This window comes from Streptomyces sp. NPDC040610 (assembly GCF_055594065.1).
This window is the reverse complement of the sequence record NZ_JBVIXA010000002.1, coordinates 626,925-642,897: the sequence shown is the minus strand read 5'-3', so window position 1 is coordinate 642,897 and position 15,973 is coordinate 626,925. Positions and strand designations below refer to the sequence as shown.

General features: G+C 72.0%; 15 protein-coding genes. 7 read left to right on the top strand and 8 right to left on the bottom strand.

Features of this window, described 5'->3' with window-relative positions; all coding sequences use genetic code 11:
* Positions 1-197 precede the first annotated feature (197 nt).
* The 5 genes from ACZ6AA_RS09375 to thrS all read left to right on the top strand — a co-directional run bounded on the left by ACZ6AA_RS09375 (position 198) and on the right by thrS (position 6,247).
* Entirely contained in the window at positions 198-1,481 is a 1,284-nt protein-coding gene (locus tag ACZ6AA_RS09375) for a TolB family protein (RefSeq protein ID WP_471457165.1), read from the top strand.
* Between the two features lie 66 nt (positions 1,482-1,547).
* The gene (sigJ, locus tag ACZ6AA_RS09370; protein WP_468459170.1) at positions 1,548-2,495 is read left to right on the top strand and encodes an RNA polymerase sigma factor SigJ; all 948 of its coding nucleotides are present in this window, start codon (positions 1,548-1,550) and stop codon (positions 2,493-2,495) included.
* Between the two features lie 81 nt (positions 2,496-2,576).
* Entirely contained in the window at positions 2,577-3,767 is a 1,191-nt protein-coding gene (locus ACZ6AA_RS09365; RefSeq protein WP_468459168.1) for an NAD(P)/FAD-dependent oxidoreductase, read from the top strand.
* Positions 3,768-3,978: 211 nt separating this feature from the next.
* Entirely contained in the window at positions 3,979-4,839 is an 861-nt protein-coding gene (locus tag ACZ6AA_RS09360) for a choice-of-anchor K domain-containing protein (protein WP_471457162.1), read from the top strand.
* Between the two features lie 169 nt (positions 4,840-5,008).
* Entirely contained in the window at positions 5,009-6,247 is a 1,239-nt protein-coding gene (gene thrS, locus ACZ6AA_RS09355) for a threonine--tRNA ligase (protein WP_468459166.1), read from the top strand.
* Between the two features lie 56 nt (positions 6,248-6,303).
* Here thrS and ACZ6AA_RS09350 read toward each other — a convergent pair whose 3' ends face one another.
* From ACZ6AA_RS09350 to ACZ6AA_RS09340, 3 genes are read right to left on the bottom strand one after another with little or no spacing between them, the layout of a single operon-like run.
* Positions 6,304-6,753, bottom strand: coding sequence for a nuclear transport factor 2 family protein (locus ACZ6AA_RS09350; protein ID WP_468482092.1), 450 nt, complete (start codon positions 6,751-6,753; stop codon positions 6,304-6,306).
* Between the two features lie 15 nt (positions 6,754-6,768).
* Entirely contained in the window at positions 6,769-7,140 is a 372-nt protein-coding gene (locus ACZ6AA_RS09345) for a DUF488 domain-containing protein (protein WP_468459162.1), read from the bottom strand.
* 46 nt (positions 7,141-7,186) lie between these two features.
* On the bottom strand, positions 7,187-8,485 hold the full coding sequence (locus ACZ6AA_RS09340; protein ID WP_471457159.1) for a flavin-containing monooxygenase: 1,299 nt from the start codon (positions 8,483-8,485) through the stop codon (positions 7,187-7,189).
* A gap of 94 nt (positions 8,486-8,579) precedes the next feature.
* Here ACZ6AA_RS09340 and ACZ6AA_RS09335 point away from each other — a divergent pair, with 94 nt between their 5' ends.
* Positions 8,580-9,224 carry a MerR family transcriptional regulator gene (locus ACZ6AA_RS09335; RefSeq protein ID WP_471457157.1) on the top strand — a complete coding sequence of 215 codons (645 nt, stop codon included), beginning with the start codon at positions 8,580-8,582 and terminating at the stop codon, positions 9,222-9,224.
* 45 nt (positions 9,225-9,269) lie between these two features.
* Here the strand turns inward: ACZ6AA_RS09335 and ACZ6AA_RS09330 are convergent, their stop codons facing one another.
* On the bottom strand, positions 9,270-10,121 hold the full coding sequence (locus ACZ6AA_RS09330; protein WP_471457155.1) for an alpha/beta fold hydrolase: 852 nt from the start codon (positions 10,119-10,121) through the stop codon (positions 9,270-9,272).
* A gap of 103 nt (positions 10,122-10,224) precedes the next feature.
* Between ACZ6AA_RS09330 and ACZ6AA_RS09325 the strand changes: the two genes are divergently transcribed.
* On the top strand, positions 10,225-10,638 hold the full coding sequence (locus ACZ6AA_RS09325) for a winged helix-turn-helix transcriptional regulator (RefSeq protein WP_468459154.1): 414 nt from the start codon (positions 10,225-10,227) through the stop codon (positions 10,636-10,638).
* Here the strand turns inward: ACZ6AA_RS09325 and ACZ6AA_RS09320 are convergent.
* From ACZ6AA_RS09320 to ACZ6AA_RS09305, 4 genes are all read right to left on the bottom strand, one after another.
* Complete coding sequence (locus ACZ6AA_RS09320) at positions 10,635-11,636, bottom strand: SMP-30/gluconolactonase/LRE family protein (RefSeq protein WP_471457152.1); 1,002 nt, start codon at positions 11,634-11,636, stop codon at positions 10,635-10,637. The genes ACZ6AA_RS09325 and ACZ6AA_RS09320 overlap by 4 nt on opposite strands.
* A 93-nt stretch (positions 11,637-11,729) precedes the next feature.
* On the bottom strand, positions 11,730-12,869 hold the full coding sequence (locus tag ACZ6AA_RS09315) for a PQQ-dependent sugar dehydrogenase (RefSeq protein WP_468482096.1): 1,140 nt from the start codon (positions 12,867-12,869) through the stop codon (positions 11,730-11,732).
* 195 nt (positions 12,870-13,064) lie between these two features.
* On the bottom strand, positions 13,065-14,516 hold the full coding sequence (locus tag ACZ6AA_RS09310) for a WGR domain-containing protein (RefSeq protein ID WP_468459148.1): 1,452 nt from the start codon (positions 14,514-14,516) through the stop codon (positions 13,065-13,067).
* 112 nt (positions 14,517-14,628) lie between these two features.
* Positions 14,629-15,852: an ROK family protein gene (locus ACZ6AA_RS09305; RefSeq protein WP_468459146.1), complete on the bottom strand. Its 1,224-nt coding sequence runs from the start codon at positions 15,850-15,852 to the stop codon at positions 14,629-14,631.
* Positions 15,853-15,973 lie beyond the last annotated feature (121 nt).

Here is a 15,973-nt window from a genome sequence, read left to right as displayed (position 1 = left end):
GCTCGTGGACCGTACCGTTTCGAGCGTGTTGCGCGGCTTCGCTCATGTCTATAAAGCCGACGGCGGCCCGGAAAAGGCGACTGCCCGAAAAAGGCGACTGCCCGACCGTCGGGCTGATTGACCGCCCGCCCGGTGTGCGCTTGCATCACCGAGGGCCCTGGCACCGGGCCGGGGCCCGAGCCTCGTGGGGGGACCACATGGCTGGAGCCGGCCTGCACAAGAGATTCGTCGTACGCGCGGCGAGCGCGGGCGCGCTCGCCGTCTTACTCTCGGCCGGGGTCCTGCCCCCGGCCGCCGCGGCACCCGACGGTGCCTCCGCACCGACGCCCCGAGGGCCCGCCGTGGCCCCCGGGACCACCCAACTGCTCAGCGTCGCCGTGGACGGCGGCCCGGCGGACGGCCACTCGGACCGGCCGGTCATCAGCGCCAACGGCCGTGTCGCGGCGTTCACCTCGCGGGCCACCAACCTCGTCGCCGATGACACCAACGACCGCTCCGACCTGTTCGTACGGGACCTGCGCGGCGGCGAGATCCGACGGGTCCTCGACCCCTACGGAGAGATCACCTCGCCGACGCTCAACGCGAACGGCCGGTACCTCGCCTACACGGCGACCAGCGCCGAGGGCTCCGCCGTCATGGTCAGGGACCTGTGGAAGGGCACCACCGAACGCGCCGACGTGGACCTCTCGATGGAGCACTCCGACGGCCACGCACCCGCCATCTCCGCCGACGGCCGCACCGTGGCGTTCGCCGTCCACGGCGACCCGGCCTTCCCCGGCGCCCTGGCGGTCTATCTGCGCGACCTGAGCGCCGAGCGCACCGAACGCGTCACCCTCCCCGCCGGTTCCGACGACGCCTTCCGCGGCTTCCGCGCCCCGGCCCTGAGCGCCGACGGACGGCGCGTCGCCTACCAGTACGTGCACGGCACCCCGCCGCGCGGCGACTGGTCCGACCTCTACGTCTACGACCGCGACACCGGCGGCGAGACCCAGGTCGACACCGCCCACGACGGCAGCCCCGCCGACGGCGCCGCCACCAACCCGCTGTTCAGCGCCGACGGCGACACCCTCGCCTTCGACTCCAGCGCCTCCAACCTGGTCCCGGGCCGCGACCCGAACAACAGCCACAACCCGTTCGTGTGCGACCTGCGCACCGGCACCCTCGAGCGGATCGACGCGGTGCTGCCCGGGCCCGAAGGCGTGCTGTCCGTGGACGGGGTGTCCGCCGACGGCTCGAAGCTGCTCCTCGACACCTGGCCCATCCTGACCGTCGACGACGCCGAGTACGTCCGTGACCTGCGCACCGGCTCGAACGTCCTGGTCTCCCCGGACAGGGACGGACGGCCCGGCAACGCCATCGACGCGCGGACGGACGGCGCCGCGCGGACCGTCGTCTTCTCCGGGTTCGACAGCGCGAACTTCGTGGCGGGCGACACGAACGGCTTCGAGGACGTGTTCGTGTTCGTGCGCAAGAAGCGCTAGTCACGTGTCCGGGGGCACCGTGGCGGACAGTGGACGTGGCGTGCGGGCATAGTCGATCATGGCCTGATGTCGCTGCTTACATACGAGGCCGATCTGTTCGAGAACTCCCGGGGCCGCCTGGAGGCGATCGCCTACCGACTCATGGGGTCGGCAGGTGACGCCGAGGACGCGGTGCAGGAGGCGTACCTGCGGTGGCACGCGGCCGACCGGGAGCGGATCGAGATACCCGAGGCGTGGCTGACGAAGGTGCTCACCAACATCTGCCTCAACCAGCTCACCTCGGCGCGGGTCAGGCGCGAGACCTACGTCGGGCAGTGGCTCCCGGAGCCGGTCCTGGCCGGGGACCGGATGCTCGGCCCCGCCGACACCGTCGAGCAGCGCGAGTCCGTCTCGATCGCGATGCTCATGCTCATGGAGCGGCTCTCGCCCAACGAGCGCGTGGTCTACGTACTGCGTGAGGCGTTCGGGTACGGGCACCGGGAGATCGCGGAGATCCTCGACCTCACCGAGTCGAACTGCCAGCAGATCTACCGCCGTGCCAAGCAGCACCTCAGCACCGACCGGGCCCGCGTCGAGGTCGACGCGGACGCCGCGCGGAGGGCCGTCGAGAGCTTCCTCACCGCGGCCCTCAGCGGCGACACCGAGCCGCTGATCCGGCTGCTCACCGACGACGCGGTCAGTGTTGCCGACGGCGGAGCCAAGGTCCCGGCCCGCAGGACCCCGGTCCTCGGCGCGCTCGCCATCGCGCGGTACCTGCGTGGCCTGTTCCGGCCGAACGAGGCCAAGCGGGCCCGTGTCGGCGACGACGGCGCCGGCCTGTACGCCGCCGTGGTCAACGGCGGCCCCGCCGCGCTGATCGTGGTCGGCGCGGAGATCCTCGGCGTCATCTGCCTCGCGCCGACCCCCGAGGGCTTCGAGGCGCTCCACATCCAGGTCAACCCCGACAAGCTCGAACGCATCACGCGCCAGTGGGCGGCCGACGGCCCGCACCGCCCCCTCATGAAGCTGTGGTGACCCACGTCACAATGGATTCCTGTCAGGGATCGTGCGGCTGTCCGGTTCAGGAGGTGAGTCCAACCGGATAGGGAGCCAGTCATGAAGCACCGCATCGTCGTCCTCGGAGCCGGATACGCCGGAGCCATCACCGCCGGCCGCCTCGCCAAGCGACTGCACCGCGACGACGTCGAGATCACCCTCGTCAACGGAGAAGCCGAGTTCGTCGAGCGGGTGCGCCTGCACCAACTCGCGACCGGGCAGGACCTGCCGAGCCGCCCCCTGCGCGACCTCTACGCGGGCACCGGGGTGCAGGTCCGGCAGGCATGGGTCACCGCGGTCGACGCCGACCGCAAGAGCGTCGCCCTCACCGGCGAGCACGGCGCCGAGACCCTCGGGTACGACACCCTCGTGTACGCGCTCGGCAGCACCGCCGCCGACCATGGCGTCCCCGGCGTCGCCGAGTACGCCCACAGCGTCGCCGGGAAGCAGGGTGCGCTGCGACTGCGGGCCCGCCTCGGCGAGTTGGAGCCGGGCGCGACCGTACTGATCGCGGGCGGCGGCCTGACCGGCATCGAGGCGGCCACCGAGATCGCCGAGGCCCGCCCCGACCTCAAGGTCACCATCGCCGCCCGCGGCGGCGTCGGCGACTGGCTCAGCGACAAGGCCCAGGGCCACCTCCGTGTCGTACTCGACCGGCTCGGCATCACGGTCCACGAGCGGGCCGACATCACCCGCGTCGAGGCGGACAGGGTCGTCACCGACGCGGCCGGTGAGATCCCGGCCCACGTGACGGTGTGGACCGCGGGCTTCGCCGTCCACCCGATCGCGGCCGCCAGCACCCTGGCGGTGTCCGACACGGGGCGGATCGTCGTCGACGGCACCATGCGCTCGGTCTCGCACCCCGACGTGTACGCCGTCGGGGACGCCGCGCTCGCCGAAGGGGCGGGCGGCAAGCACCTGCGGATGTCCTGCGCCACGGCCACCCCGATGGCCTGGCAGGCCGCCGACGCCCTCGCCGCGCGCCTCGCCGGCCGCAAGGTCCCCGAGACCACGATCGGCTACAACGCCCAGTGCATCAGCCTCGGCCGTCGCGACGCCATCTTCCAGCGCGTCACCACCGACGACCAGATGACGTCCAGCGTGTTCACGGGTCGGGCCGGTGCCCGCATCAAGGAACTCATCTGCTCGGGCGCGGCCTGGAGCGTCGCCCACCCGACGATGCTGATGCCGACCCGCCGCCACCGCATCGCGGCGACCGCCGCGGCGGAGCCCCGGCCCGTCACCGCGTGACGCGGCCGCGGCAGCCGAACGCGCGGGTCCGGCACCGGGCCGGGGCCGGACCCGCGCGGCGTACGGACGCGGCGACTTGCAAGTAATCGGCCAATCATGGCAACTGGCCTCATACCGCCGGTTTTCACCGTGCCGGGACGATGCCCCCGGGGTTACGTTCCTGGGCCCGGCTGTCCCGCCGGGACGACGCCCATCGGGGAGATGAGAGCGTATGTCCAAAGTCGAGACGTCAGGCACGTGGTCCGGGATCAGCGTGACCCCGCCCAATCTCACGGGGATCAGCACCGAGAACGTCACCTGGGGGATTCCCGTGGGTGCGGACAAGAGCGGGTACGTGTTCGCGGGCGGCACCATCGACGTGCTGCTCGACGGCACGGAGTTCACGCTGGGGACGATCACCCACCAGAACCATCCGATCCAGGGCATGCCGCAGAACCAGTTCGAGGTCGACCTCGCGGTGCGCGTCCTGTTCGAGGACCAGGTTCCGCACGACTTCAGCTTCCGCTTCCAGCACAACGAGACGCCCAACGTCGGTCCGAACCCCGAGGACATCGTCGACCTGCCCACCCGGGTGTCCCCGGAGACGGTCACCATCAACGGCACCCCCTACGCGGTCGTGATCACCGGGTTCAAGCAGGGCGGCCAGATCGTCACGCGGTTCATCAGCCCGGAGAACGGCTCCAACAGCGCCGAACTCGTCGCCGTGCTCTCCCGCGTCGGACAGCCCGACGTGCACATCACCACGGTGCGGTTCAAGGGCCAGGTCAAGCGCACCCAGGCCGACGAGTACGTGGAGGTCGTCAACCGGGGCACCGCGCCGGCCGACGTGTCCGGCTGGGTCCTCGGCGCCGGTGACACCGGGCAGAACATCACGTTCCCGGCGGGCACCGTGCTGATGCCCGGCCAGCGCATCCGCGTCTACACCAACGAGGCCCACCCCGAGTGGGGCGGCTTCGCCTACGGCAGCGGCCGACCGATCTGGAACGACCAGGGCGACACCGCCGTGCTGCGCGACACCGCGGGCAACCTCGTCTCCGAGTACCGCTACGGCTCGGACGCCACCAAGCCCTGACCGGCGGGGCTCTGTTACGGTGACCGGTATGAAGCGCGCCGCAGTGACGACGACGCCGGACAGAGTCCCGGCGCGCTGACAGCTGATCCGAAGCGAAGCCCCGGGGCGAGTGCCCCGGGGCTTCGTCGTACGTCCGGTCGCTCGCTCCGCCACCAGCGAGGAGACCCCGATGACCACCGCGCACGACCACCGCAGACTCGGCCGCGAGCTCGGCCTCTTCGACACCGACCCGTTGATCGGCGCGGGGCTGCCGTACTGGCTGCCCGACGGCGCGACCGTGCGGCACACCCTGGAGGAGTACATCCGCGCCGCCGAACGCCGGGCGGGCTACCGGCACGTGTACTCGCCGGTGCTCGGCAAACGCGAGCTGTACGAGATCTCCGGGCACTGGTCGCACTACAGCGACGACATGTTCCCGCCGCTGGACCTCGGCGGCGAGCAGGTCGTGCTGCGCCCGAGCCTGTGCCCGCACCACGCGGTGATCTACCGCTCCCGGTCCCACAGCTACCGGGAACTGCCGCTGCGCATGGCCGAGTTGGGCGGCATGTACCGCTCGGAGCTGTCGGGCGTGCTCGGCGGCCTGACCCGGGTGCGGGCCATCCAGCTCAACGACGCGCACATCTTCTGCACCCTCGATCAGGCCGCGCGGGAGGCGCGGGGCGCACTCGACATGATCCGTGACACCTACCGGGCGCTGGGCATCAGCCCCACCCGCTACCGGCTCTCCCTCCCGGGCCCCGGCGGGAAGTACGTCGCCGCGCCCGAGCTGTGGCAGCGGGCCACCGCCCTGCTGACCGAGGTCCTTGACCGCTCAGGGCTGTCCTACGAGGCCGTGCCGGGCGAGGCCGCGTTCTACGGACCCAAGATCGACGTCCAGGTCGCCGACAGCGCGGGCCGCGAGTCCACCCTGTCCACCGTCCAGGTCGACTTCCACCAGCCCGAGCGGTTCGACCTGCACTACATCGGCGCGGACGGCGCCAAGCACCGCCCGGTCATGGTGCACCGCAGCGTCATCGGCAGCGTGGAGCGGGCCGTGGCCCACCTCATCGAGCAGCACGGCGGTGCCTTCCCGGCCTGGCTCGCCCCCACCCAGCTGGTCGTCCTGCCGATCTCCGACAGCGAGCTGCCGAACGCCGAGGCGCTCGCCCGGCGCTGCGCCGACCTCGGCCTGCGCACCGAGATCGCCGGGCCCGAGCGGGGCAGCCTGGGCGCCCGGATCCGAGCGGCCCGCCTGGTCCCGTACCAAGCGGTCGTCGGCGCCAAGGAAGCCGCCGACGACCACGTCGCCCTGCGCCTGCGGGACGGCCGCCGCCTCGGCCCGCGCCCCGCGGCCGACGTCCTCGCCCGCGTCGGCGCGCTCGTCGAGGCCCACAGCACCGACTTGTGGGAGGACGAGGCCGGTTCGTAGCGTCCGCGGCGCGGCGGCCGCGGCTGGGGAGTCCGTCGACGCGGGTCGGCGGACTCTCAGCTCATCAGCTCGGGCGCGAAGTAGTCGCGCAGCCGTGCGATCTTCCCGTCGCGGACCCGGAAGATCTGCACGAGGGAGACGGTCACGTCCTCCCCGCCCGAGCCCGCATGCCCGTCCCCGGCTGCGTCCCCGCTCCCTTCTCCGTCGAAGACCGTGTCGATCTCCGCGATGAACACGTCGGGATCGGCGGTGGTGTGCAGCACGAATCCGGACTTCTCCAGGTTCGGCGCACGCTGGTCCTTCGCGTGCCGCTCGTAGTACGCCGCCATCACGCTGCGGATCTCCTCGCGCCCCACCATCCTCCGGGGGAAGGCGCCGTCGCGTGGCATCAGCGGCAGCTCGAAGACGCCGTCCGGGGTGAAGTTCTCGGCGAGGGCGGCGGCGTTCTGGGTCATCGCACCGGCGTACACGTAGCTCTCGAAGATCTGCTGCGGTGTGCGGGACAAGGGTGGTCTCCTTGGTCAGCTGGAGGTCAGGACGTCCGTCAGTACCCGCACATGGCCGTGCGGGAGGTCCTTGGTGGCCGTCAGGAGGGTGAGCCGGCCCGCGCGCGCCAGGGCGCGGAGCCGGTCGAGCTCCGCCGCGCGGGCCGGGTCCGCGAGCTCCCGCCGGTAGCGTGCGGCGAACTCCTCGTAGCGGTCGGGGTCATGGCCGTACCAGCGTCGCAGCTCGTGGGACGGGGCGAGCTCCTTTTCCCATGCCTCGAGCCCGGCCCGCTCCTTGGACACGCCCCGGGGCCAGAGCCGGTCGATGAGGACGCGGGAGCCGTCGTCCGGTGCCGTGCCGTCGTAGATCCGTTTGACCTGGATGTCGAGGGAGCGCCTTGTCGTCATGTCCGCATTGTGTGTCCTGTACGCGGACGGGGCCGCTCGGCGGCCGTCAGGGTGTGATGACGGACGCCGAGGTGCCGGATCGCATGACGTGGTCGATGTGGATCTGGCGCGCGATGAAACGCCCGTTCTCGACGTTGGCCGAGATGGCCACCGGGGCGAGCGAGTTCCCGTCCGGGAGCCCGGCGTAGTACAGGCCGGGGAGCGCGCCGAGGATGCCCTTCTGCTGGAGCGGCGCCCCGTGGTCGTCGAGCACGTGGGCGGGCAGGATGCGGTAGTCCGGGCCGAATCCGGTGCACCAGACGATGGTCGTGATGTCGTGCCGTGCCAGGTCGAGGCGCCTGCCGAAAGCGGAGATGTGGTCCAAGTCCACGACCGGCGCGGGGCGCTCCTCCGGCGCCACGAAACCCCGCAGGCGGATACGGGTGTCGATGATGTCCGTGGCCTCCCGGAAGGAGCGGGCGGAGTCCTCCGCGACGGTGACGACGTTGTCCTCCAGGAGGAGGGTTCCCCGGTCCGCCGCGCGCGCGGAACCGACGAGGACGACTCCCTTCGCCGCCAGGGTGCCGAGATTCAGGTCGCCGCTCTTGTCCCGCACCGCGGTCACCGGCAGGCCGGGCAGCACGGAGGTGCCGTTGCCGCCCACCGTGACGAAGTCCTCGTACAGGGAGAGGGCGAACATCCACTCGTGGAGGCCCCGGCCGCGATAGCGCCGCGGCCACGCGCGGTGGCGGCCGACCGACAGGAAGACCGCGCGCCCGGCGTCCACGAGCTCGTCGGCGATCTGCTGGCCGCTGATGCCCGCCCCCACGACGAGGACGGCTCCGTCCGGCAGGGACGCGGGGTTGCGGTAGTCGCGCGAGTGCAGCTGACGCACGGCCGGGTCGACGTCGGACGCCAGCGCGGGCACGCGGGGCGCCGCGTAACCGCCCACCGCCGCCACGAGGTTGCGGGACTCGATGATGCCGCCCTCGGACAGATGGGTCCGGAACCGCACCTCGTCGCTGTCGCGGGCGTCCGGCGGGCACTCGACCTCCCGCACGGGCGTGTGCTCCCGTACGCGCAGATCGCGTTCCTTGGCGTACCGGCGCAGGTGCTCCGCCAGCTCGCGCCCCGACATGAAACCGTCGACGTCGTCGCCGTCGTAGTCCCAGCCGGGGAACCGGACCGAGCGGTTCCCGCTGCCCACGAGCAGGCTGTCCCAGCGTTCGTGCGCCCAGGCCTGACCGATCTCCGCCCGCTCCAGGACGAGCGCCTCCCGGCCCAGCTCCCGCAGGGCCGCGGCCGCCCCGCACCCCTGTTGCCCGGCGCCGATGACGACGGTCTCCGCGTATTCGATGGCTGCCATGACAGACCCCTTCTGCTGCAAGGATGTTGCTACTTAGGCTTGCCTTACCTGAACCTTGCCTCGTGAAGTCGGCTTGATGTCAACGGGAGTTGTGATGCCTGGTGCGGTCTCCATCGGCGAAGCGGCGGCGCTGTACGGCCTCGCGCCGTCCACGGTGCGGTGGTGGGAGCGGCGGGGCGTGCTCAACGCGCCCGCCCGCCACGGGGGCAAACGGCGCTACGGCGACCCCGACCTGCGCCGCATCGGCGTCGCCTATCTGTGCTGCGTGGTCGGGACGATGCCGCTGGATCAGGCGGCCGTCGTCGCCTCGGGCAAGTCCCCGCACCGCGCCTGGCAGGCCACGGTCGGCGCACAGATCACAGAACTGGAGGAACGGATCGGGGAGTTGGCGGCGGCCCGGGACTACCTGCGGCATCTGCTGAGCTGCACGGACGACGACATGGCCGAGTGCCCCGTCCTGGAGGCCGAGCTGACCGCGCGCACTCCACGAGGACGCATCGCCGAGGCCGACCTCGTGAGCGCCGCACGCGCTGCCCGTGGCGGCGGGCGGCGGCGGGAAGGGGCGGGGGACCGTGACGGAAAGCCGAGCGTGGAGCGGCCCCCGCGCGACGAAAGTCCGATGGGCTGTCTCGGCTGCCGGGGGCCGCTGCCGCGGGGCTCGCGCGGGCGGCCCCGGAAGTACTGCTCGCGCGCGTGCCGACAGCGCGCCTATCGCGTACGCCGAAGCAACCAGGCCTGACCCGGCGCGCCTGGGGCGGGTATCGAGTGTCGGCCCCCGCCCCGGTCACGCTGCTTTCGCATCCTCACCGGCCAGGAACGGACGCAGCAGCGTGAGCAGGGCGCGTGGCCGGTGCAGCGGGATGATGTGGCCGCAGTCTTCGATGACGTGTCCGGTGAGATCGTCGGTGACCGGGCGGAGTTGGCGTTCCAGCGCGGCACCGACAGGGCGGGCGCCCAGCGCCATCGTGGGCACCGTCAGGCGGGCGGTGGCGACCGCCTGCTCGATCTGTGCCGCGCTCTCGGGCAGGGCCCGGTAGTACGAGAACGCGCAGCTCAACGCCTGGCGACCGGTGTAGGCGCGGACGAAGGCGTCCCGGAGGGCGGGGCGCACCCCGTGGCCGAGCGTGCCGGCGTGCAGAAACCAGTCGACGTAGGCGGCCTCGTGGCCCTCCAGCACGGTCTCGGCGAGGCCGGGCGCGGCGGAATGGAAGCCGAACCACCACGGCGGCCCGTCGGCGAGGAAGTCCTCGGCGCCGGGCAGCCTGCCCAGCAGGGACTCCATGACGACCAGGCGCCGGACGAGACCGGGGCGGCGCAGGGCGAGGAGGAAGGCCGGCGCGGTGCCCGCGTCGATGCCCACCACCGCGGCCGAGGACACGCCGAGCGTGGTGAGAAGCGCCGCGGCGTCCTCGGCCAGGGTGCCCGCGTCGTACCCGGAGGCGGCCCGGCTGCTCGCGCCGAACCCGCGCAGGTCCGGCGCGATGACGCGGTAGCGGCCGGACAGATCGGCCATGACGTCCGTCCACAGTTCCCAGGTGTGCGGGAAGCCGTGCAGCAGCAGGACTGCCGGGCCCGATCCGGCGAGGGCGACGTTCAGTTCCACACCGTTGACGGGGATGCGTCGAAGCTCGGGCATGGAGGGGCTCCAGGTGTGCGGTGAATGATGGTGACCAGGTCACGATAGGGAACTATCCTGGGCCGCCCCAGACGGCACTTTCCCTTCAGGTGGTGAGCCCCGGGTGACCACGTCGAGGCCCGGCGAACCCAGTCGGCGGCCCGGTGAGCGCGGCGATCTGCTGGATCCGCGCTGCCCGACCCGCCAGTTGCTCGACCGCATCGGCACCAAGTGGACGTCGATGGCGGTCAAGGTGCTGGCCGAGGAGGCTCCGGGCGAGCTCCGTTTCGCGGAACTGCGGCGCCGTATCCCGGGCATCTCACAGAAGATGCTGTCCGTCACCCTGCGGAGCCTGGTCCGCGACGGCCTGGTTGCGCGCCGCGTCGAACCCACCGTGCCGCCCGCCGTCCACTACCGGCTCACCGAGCTCGGCCTCTCCCTCGAAGGACCGCTCGCCGCCCTGCGGGTCTGGGCCGAGACGCACATGGCGGAGATCGACCGCAGCAACCAGCTCGCCGACGAGTCGGCCTCCGACTAGGGCATGCGTCGGTGGACCTGGCGCACCGCCACCGCGTTGTACGGCGTCGCGGGTGTGGTCTCCTCCGTGAAGCGGGAGTTGGGCAGGTAGAGGCGTCTGCCGAACGGGGCGACGGTGGTGGGGATACGGAAGCGGGGGTCGGTGATCCGCGCGATCGCCGTGCCGCGCAGGCCCGTGGCGTCCAGGTGGAACACGTCCACGGCGTTCTGGACCTGCTGGACGACGTAGAGCGTGCGGCCGAGGAGGAGGGCGCCGTCGCCGTCGGGGAGCCTGCTGCCGCCGAGGTCGACGCGGCGGGCGTCGCCGGTGCGGGGGTCGACGCGGTAGAGGCTGCCGCCGTGGGCGTGGACGTTGATGACGAGCAGCCCGCGGCCGTCCGGCGTCCGCTCCAGGCCGTTGGTGGTGAACCCGTCGGCGGGCGCCGAGACCCACTCGCCCGTCAGGGGCAGTGTCACGATCTCCCGGGCCCGGGGCAGCTCGCCGCGGGGGCCGAGCGGCAGGCCGTACAGCTGCTGCTGGGTGGAGTCGGTGAACCAGGCCGCGCGGGGCGTGAGGACGACGTCGTTCACGACGGTGCTCGGCTTGCCGACCTCGTACGTGGCGAGGACGCGGCCGGTGCGGGTGTCGAAGACGCGCAGTTGGCGGGTGAAGCCGCCCGCGATGAACAGGCGGCCGCGCCCGTCGGTCCTCAGGCCGAGGCTCATCGGGTCCATGTCGGTCGTGAGGGTCTCGCCCCGGCCGGTGGCGAGGCTCGCGCGGTACAGGGCGCCGCTGTTGCGGGAGCCGAACCAGGCGGTCGGCCCCGGCCCGATGGCGATGCCCTCGGGCTGGAAACCGTTCGGGAGGGAGAAGTCCGTGGGCCAGGAGGTGCCTGCGGGCTCGGCGCGGGCCGCCGTGGCGAGCGGCCCGAGGGCGGTCAGCGCCCCCAGGGCGGCACCGGCACCGAGCATCGTGCGACGGGAGGCGGCGGAGGCACGGGACGTGTCATGGTCTGCCATGGCGTACATCCTTACCCCGGTCCGGCCGCCGCGAAGGGCGCGACCTGCCGCCGGTTCGGCACCGGACGGCAGGCCGCGCCGTACGCCCGGGTGTTACGCCCGGTCGATGCGGTAGACGCTGCCGCCGATGTCGAGGACGTACAGCTCGCGGTTGCCGCCCTGGATGAACGAGACGACCTCACCGGCGTTGACCCCGAGGTCGCCGGTGCCGGTCACCTTGCCGTTCTCGATCTTCAGGGACCGGAGGGTGCCGTCGCAGTAGTCGCTGTACACGTACTGGCCCTTGAGGTCGGGGATCGCCTTGCCCCGGTAGACGAATCCACCGGTCACCGAGCAGCCGAGGCCGGTGCGGTCGTACTCGTAGACCGGCCGGACGTGGTTCGCGGGCTCCTTGCCGTCCCGGAAGGGATGGGTGCCCTCCATCTGGGACCAGCCGTAGTTCTCGCCGCCCTTGCTCTTCGCCGGGGCCCAGTCGATCTCCTCCCAGGCGCTCTGGCCGACGTCGCCGATCACCACGTCGCCGGTGCCCGCGTCGAAGGAGAACTTCCACGGATTGCGCAGCCCGTACGACCAGATCTCGTCCTTCGCCTTCGGGTCGCCGACGAACGGGTTGTCCTTCGGGATCGCGTACGGCCTGGCGCCCCTCGGGTCGATCCGCACGAGCTTGCCGAGCAGCGTGTCGAGGTTCTGTCCGTTGCCGTGCGGGTCGCCGCCCGAGCCGCCGTCGCCGAAGGCGATGTACAGATAGCCGTCGGGGCCGAACTTGATGTCGCCGCCGTTGTGGTTGGAGTAAGGCTGCGTCTGGGTGAGGACGGTGCGCCGGGTCTGCGGCTGGATCTTGCCCTTCCGCACGGCGAACTCGTCGATGGTGCTGGTGCCTTGGAGGTTAGTGAACGAGATGTAGAAGTGCGCGAACTTCTTGTCGAACGCGATGCCCAGCAGTCCGCGCTCGCCGTCGGTGGTGGTCTCCTTCGTGATGTCGACGACGGGTTTGCCGAGTCCTCCCTGGCTGTCCAGGACCCGTACGGTGCCCGCGCGTTCGGCTATCCAGACCGTGCCGCCGGGACCGGCGGTCCCGGCGATCGGATTCTGGGCCGTGGTCACCTTCGTGAGCGCCACCTTCGGCGCCTGCTTCGATGCGGCGGGTTCGTCGGCGGACGCCGTGGTGAGGGCGAGGGAGGCGACGAGGCAGAGGGCGCCGACGGTCGCCGAGCTTCTGGTGCGAACTTTCACCGTGATCCTCCTGGAGGCGGCGAATGGGGGAAGTCACCCAGCTGCTAGGGGCAGTTGTGAGGGGGTGTCGCCCGTGCCAGCACGCAACCTGGGTGGGGGATGGTGTGCAACTGGCCACGCATGAGAATACTGGGACCGGGATGGTTGGTGTAGACCAAGACTGCCGCCATCTGCCCGGGTTCCGGCCGCCGCGGCTCACCGCAGCCGTCGGATGTCCCCGCGCACGCGGTAGAAGCCCCCGGCGGCCGCGTGCAGCGCGTCCACCACATAGCGCGCCCCGGGCTGTCGTATCGCGCGCGGGAACTGGACGTTCCAGGAGCCGTCGTACCCCTCGGACACCACGTGCACGCGCAGGCGCCCCGCGTCCTGGACGCACTCGACGACGACCGCCCCGGCGGGCACCCGGGTCACGGTGGCCACCGCGGTCGCCGCCGTGGCCGGTGCGTACGTCGGCAGCGCCGCCGCCAGCTTGACGTCCCGCGCCTGCGGCACCGTGCCCTGCTGTGCCGCCGAGATGGCCGTCTCGCTCGCGTCCACGCACACCAGCGAGCCGTCCGTCGTCACCAAGTACAGCCGCCCGTCGCGGTACTGCATGGAGAGGGCCGAGCCGCCACCCGTGCCGAGCTTCCACAGACGTGTGCCGTCCCGGTCGAAGCAGTACACGGACGACGCGGCGTCACCGGCGAAGACGAACCGCCCGCTGGGCGAGGTGGCGCACGAGTACACCGGGCTGTCGCAGGCGTACGTGGCCTCGACCGCGCCCGTCGCCTTCGACAGGCGCTGGACCGCGCGGTGGGCCGTGCCCGCGTACACGGCGTCGTCCTCCTGCCAGCCGAACAGGACGCCGCCGCGAGTGGGCGTGTGCCACAACTCGCCGCCGCCGTCGGGGGCGTAGGCGGTGACGCCCCCGGTGTGGCCGTGGTAGACCGCCCGGTCGTCTGCGCGGACCATCCAGGCGTGCTCGCCCTGGCTGCGGCGCGCCCACTGGTGCTCGTCCTCGTGGTCGATGACGGTGAGGCGGCCCTCTCGGTCCGAGACGTTCAGGATGCCTTCGTGGATGTCCAGCCAGAAGATGTCGACGTCGGCGGCGATGTCGTACGCGGCGAAGGGCAGCTTCGACGACAGGTCGTAGACGCTGCCGTCGTCGCAGCCCGCGTAGATCCAGAAGTCGTCGGCGACCAGGCACTTCACGCCGTCGGGGAGCTGGAAGCGGGCGAGGACGCCGCCGTTGTGGTCCAGCGTGTACACATCCCCCGCCTGGTTGCCCACCCAGCAGTGGTCGTCGTCGACGTGGATGCCGAACGCCGACGAGCCGGTACGGAAGCGCCACAGCACCGGCGCCACGGCCCGCGCGGTGGACGGCGCAGACGCCACCTGGCGCCGCGTCACCGCGCGCGGAGCCCGCTGCCCGGGAACAGCCGGGGCGTACCCCTTGCGGACCTTCTCCGCGACCTTCTTCGCGGCCGCCGCCCGTGCCTTCGCCACCGACGCGAACGACGTCGTCTGCGTCTGCCCTGCGGCGCCGATGCGCCCGTACCGCACCGTCACCGACTGGTCGGCGACGGTCACTTCGTAGAACTTGTGCGCGCCCTCGCCCTCTTGCGACAGCTCCAGATACGTCGTCGACACCGTGGACGCGGCAGGCATGGCAGACCCCTCCCCAGGGCGGACCCGCGGCTTCTCCGGCGGGCCCCACTGCTCACACCGTAGGAGGAGCCACTGACAACGACCTTCCTGGTCCGCGCGGCCGGCCCGCCCCTCAGTACCCGCCGCCCGCCACCACCCGGTCCACCTCCCGCGGCGACAGCGCGTGCTCCACCGCGAGGATGCCGGCGCCGATCGCCGCCGCGTTCACGCCGGTGCGGCTCGGCTCGATGCGCAGGACATGTGTGGCCAGCGGGTGCGAGCGGCGGTACACCGCCTCCCGTACGCCCGCGAGGAGCTGGTCGTGGACCGCGGCGAGCGCGCCGCCGACCACCACCGTGTCGGGGTTGAAGAAGTTCACCAGGCCCGCGAGGACCTCGCCCACCGCCCGCCCCGCCTCCCGGACCATGCGGACCGCGTCCCGGTGGCCGGATTTCACCAGGCGTACGACATCGCTGCCCGACGCCGCCGCCAGGCCCAGGTCCGACAGTCGGCGGGCCAGCGCGGCGCCGCCCGCGACCGCCTCCAGGCAGCCGGAGTTGCCGCAGCGGCACGGGTCGTCCAGCTCACCGACGCGGATGTGGCCGATGTCGCCCGCGCTGCCCTGGGCGCCCCGGTGCAGTCTGCCGTCGGCGACGATCCCGCAGCCGATGCCCGTGCCGACCTTGATGTAGAGGAGATAGCGGGTGTCCGGAAACGCCCGGCGCTGCTCGGCGAGCGCCATCACGTTCACGTCGTTGTCGACGAGCGCGCGCACCTGGAACCGGTCCGCGAAGAACTCCGGGATCGGGTACTGGTGCCACCCGGGCATGATCGGCGGGTCGACGGGGCGGCCGGTGGAGAACTCGACGGGCCCCGGCACGCCCACGCCGATGGCCTGGAGGGTCGACGGCTCGCGCCCGGCCTCCTTCAGGAGCGCGTGCAGGGTGCGCTCCACGTGGCCGAGCACGGACTGCGGTCCGTCCGCGATCGACAGCGGGTCCTCGCGCAGGGCGAGCGTCTCGCCGCCGACGTCCATCAGGAGGACCCGGCAGTGCGAGGCGCCCAAGTCGACTCCCGCGACGGCGTGTTCACGCGTCCGCAGCCGCAGCTTCCGCGGCGGGCGGCCGCCGGTTGAGCTGCCGTCGGCCTCCTCCGCCACGAAGCCGTGCGCGATGAGCGCGTCCACACGCTGCGAGACCGTCGACCGCGCGAGGCCCGTGAGCCGGGCGAGGTCCGCCCGGGTGGCCGCCGCGCCCGCGCGAAGGAGGGCGAGGACGTCGCCGGGCGAGGAGGCCACCGGCGCGGGTGAGCCGTCCGGGGACGGGGCGGAGGGGGGAAGATCCGGCGCTCCAGGCATGCCAGTCACCCTAGGGACGACTTTCGCTGCTCACAAGGCCGATGATGTTTGATCGTCGACCTAAGTCACCGTCACATCCCTTGTAAACAAACGTGCTTGGACCCTTGACAGGCCAAAGGGT

Bases quoted from the DNA above. Each gene is read 5' to 3' on its own strand.
- ACZ6AA_RS09320 (WP_471457152.1), bottom strand. From the start codon at position 11,636: ATGGCAGACCATGACACGTCCCGTGCCTCCGCCGCCTCCCGTCGCACG.
- sigJ (WP_468459170.1), top strand. From the start codon at position 1,548: ATGTCGCTGCTTACATACGAGGCCGATCTGTTCGAGAACTCCCGGGGC.
- thrS (WP_468459166.1), top strand. From the start codon at position 5,009: ATGACCACCGCGCACGACCACCGCAGACTCGGCCGCGAGCTCGGCCTC.
- ACZ6AA_RS09340 (WP_471457159.1), bottom strand. From the start codon at position 8,485: ATGGCAGCCATCGAATACGCGGAGACCGTCGTCATCGGCGCCGGGCAA.
- ACZ6AA_RS09335 (WP_471457157.1), top strand. From the start codon at position 8,580: ATGCCTGGTGCGGTCTCCATCGGCGAAGCGGCGGCGCTGTACGGCCTC.
- ACZ6AA_RS09345 (WP_468459162.1), bottom strand. From the start codon at position 7,140: ATGACGACAAGGCGCTCCCTCGACATCCAGGTCAAACGGATCTACGAC.
- ACZ6AA_RS09360 (WP_471457162.1), top strand. From the start codon at position 3,979: ATGTCCAAAGTCGAGACGTCAGGCACGTGGTCCGGGATCAGCGTGACC.
- ACZ6AA_RS09310 (WP_468459148.1), bottom strand. From the start codon at position 14,516: ATGCCTGCCGCGTCCACGGTGTCGACGACGTATCTGGAGCTGTCGCAA.
- ACZ6AA_RS09305 (WP_468459146.1), bottom strand. From the start codon at position 15,852: ATGCCTGGAGCGCCGGATCTTCCCCCCTCCGCCCCGTCCCCGGACGGC.
- ACZ6AA_RS09330 (WP_471457155.1), bottom strand. From the start codon at position 10,121: ATGCCCGAGCTTCGACGCATCCCCGTCAACGGTGTGGAACTGAACGTC.
- ACZ6AA_RS09375 (WP_471457165.1), top strand. From the start codon at position 198: ATGGCTGGAGCCGGCCTGCACAAGAGATTCGTCGTACGCGCGGCGAGC.
- ACZ6AA_RS09365 (WP_468459168.1), top strand. From the start codon at position 2,577: ATGAAGCACCGCATCGTCGTCCTCGGAGCCGGATACGCCGGAGCCATC.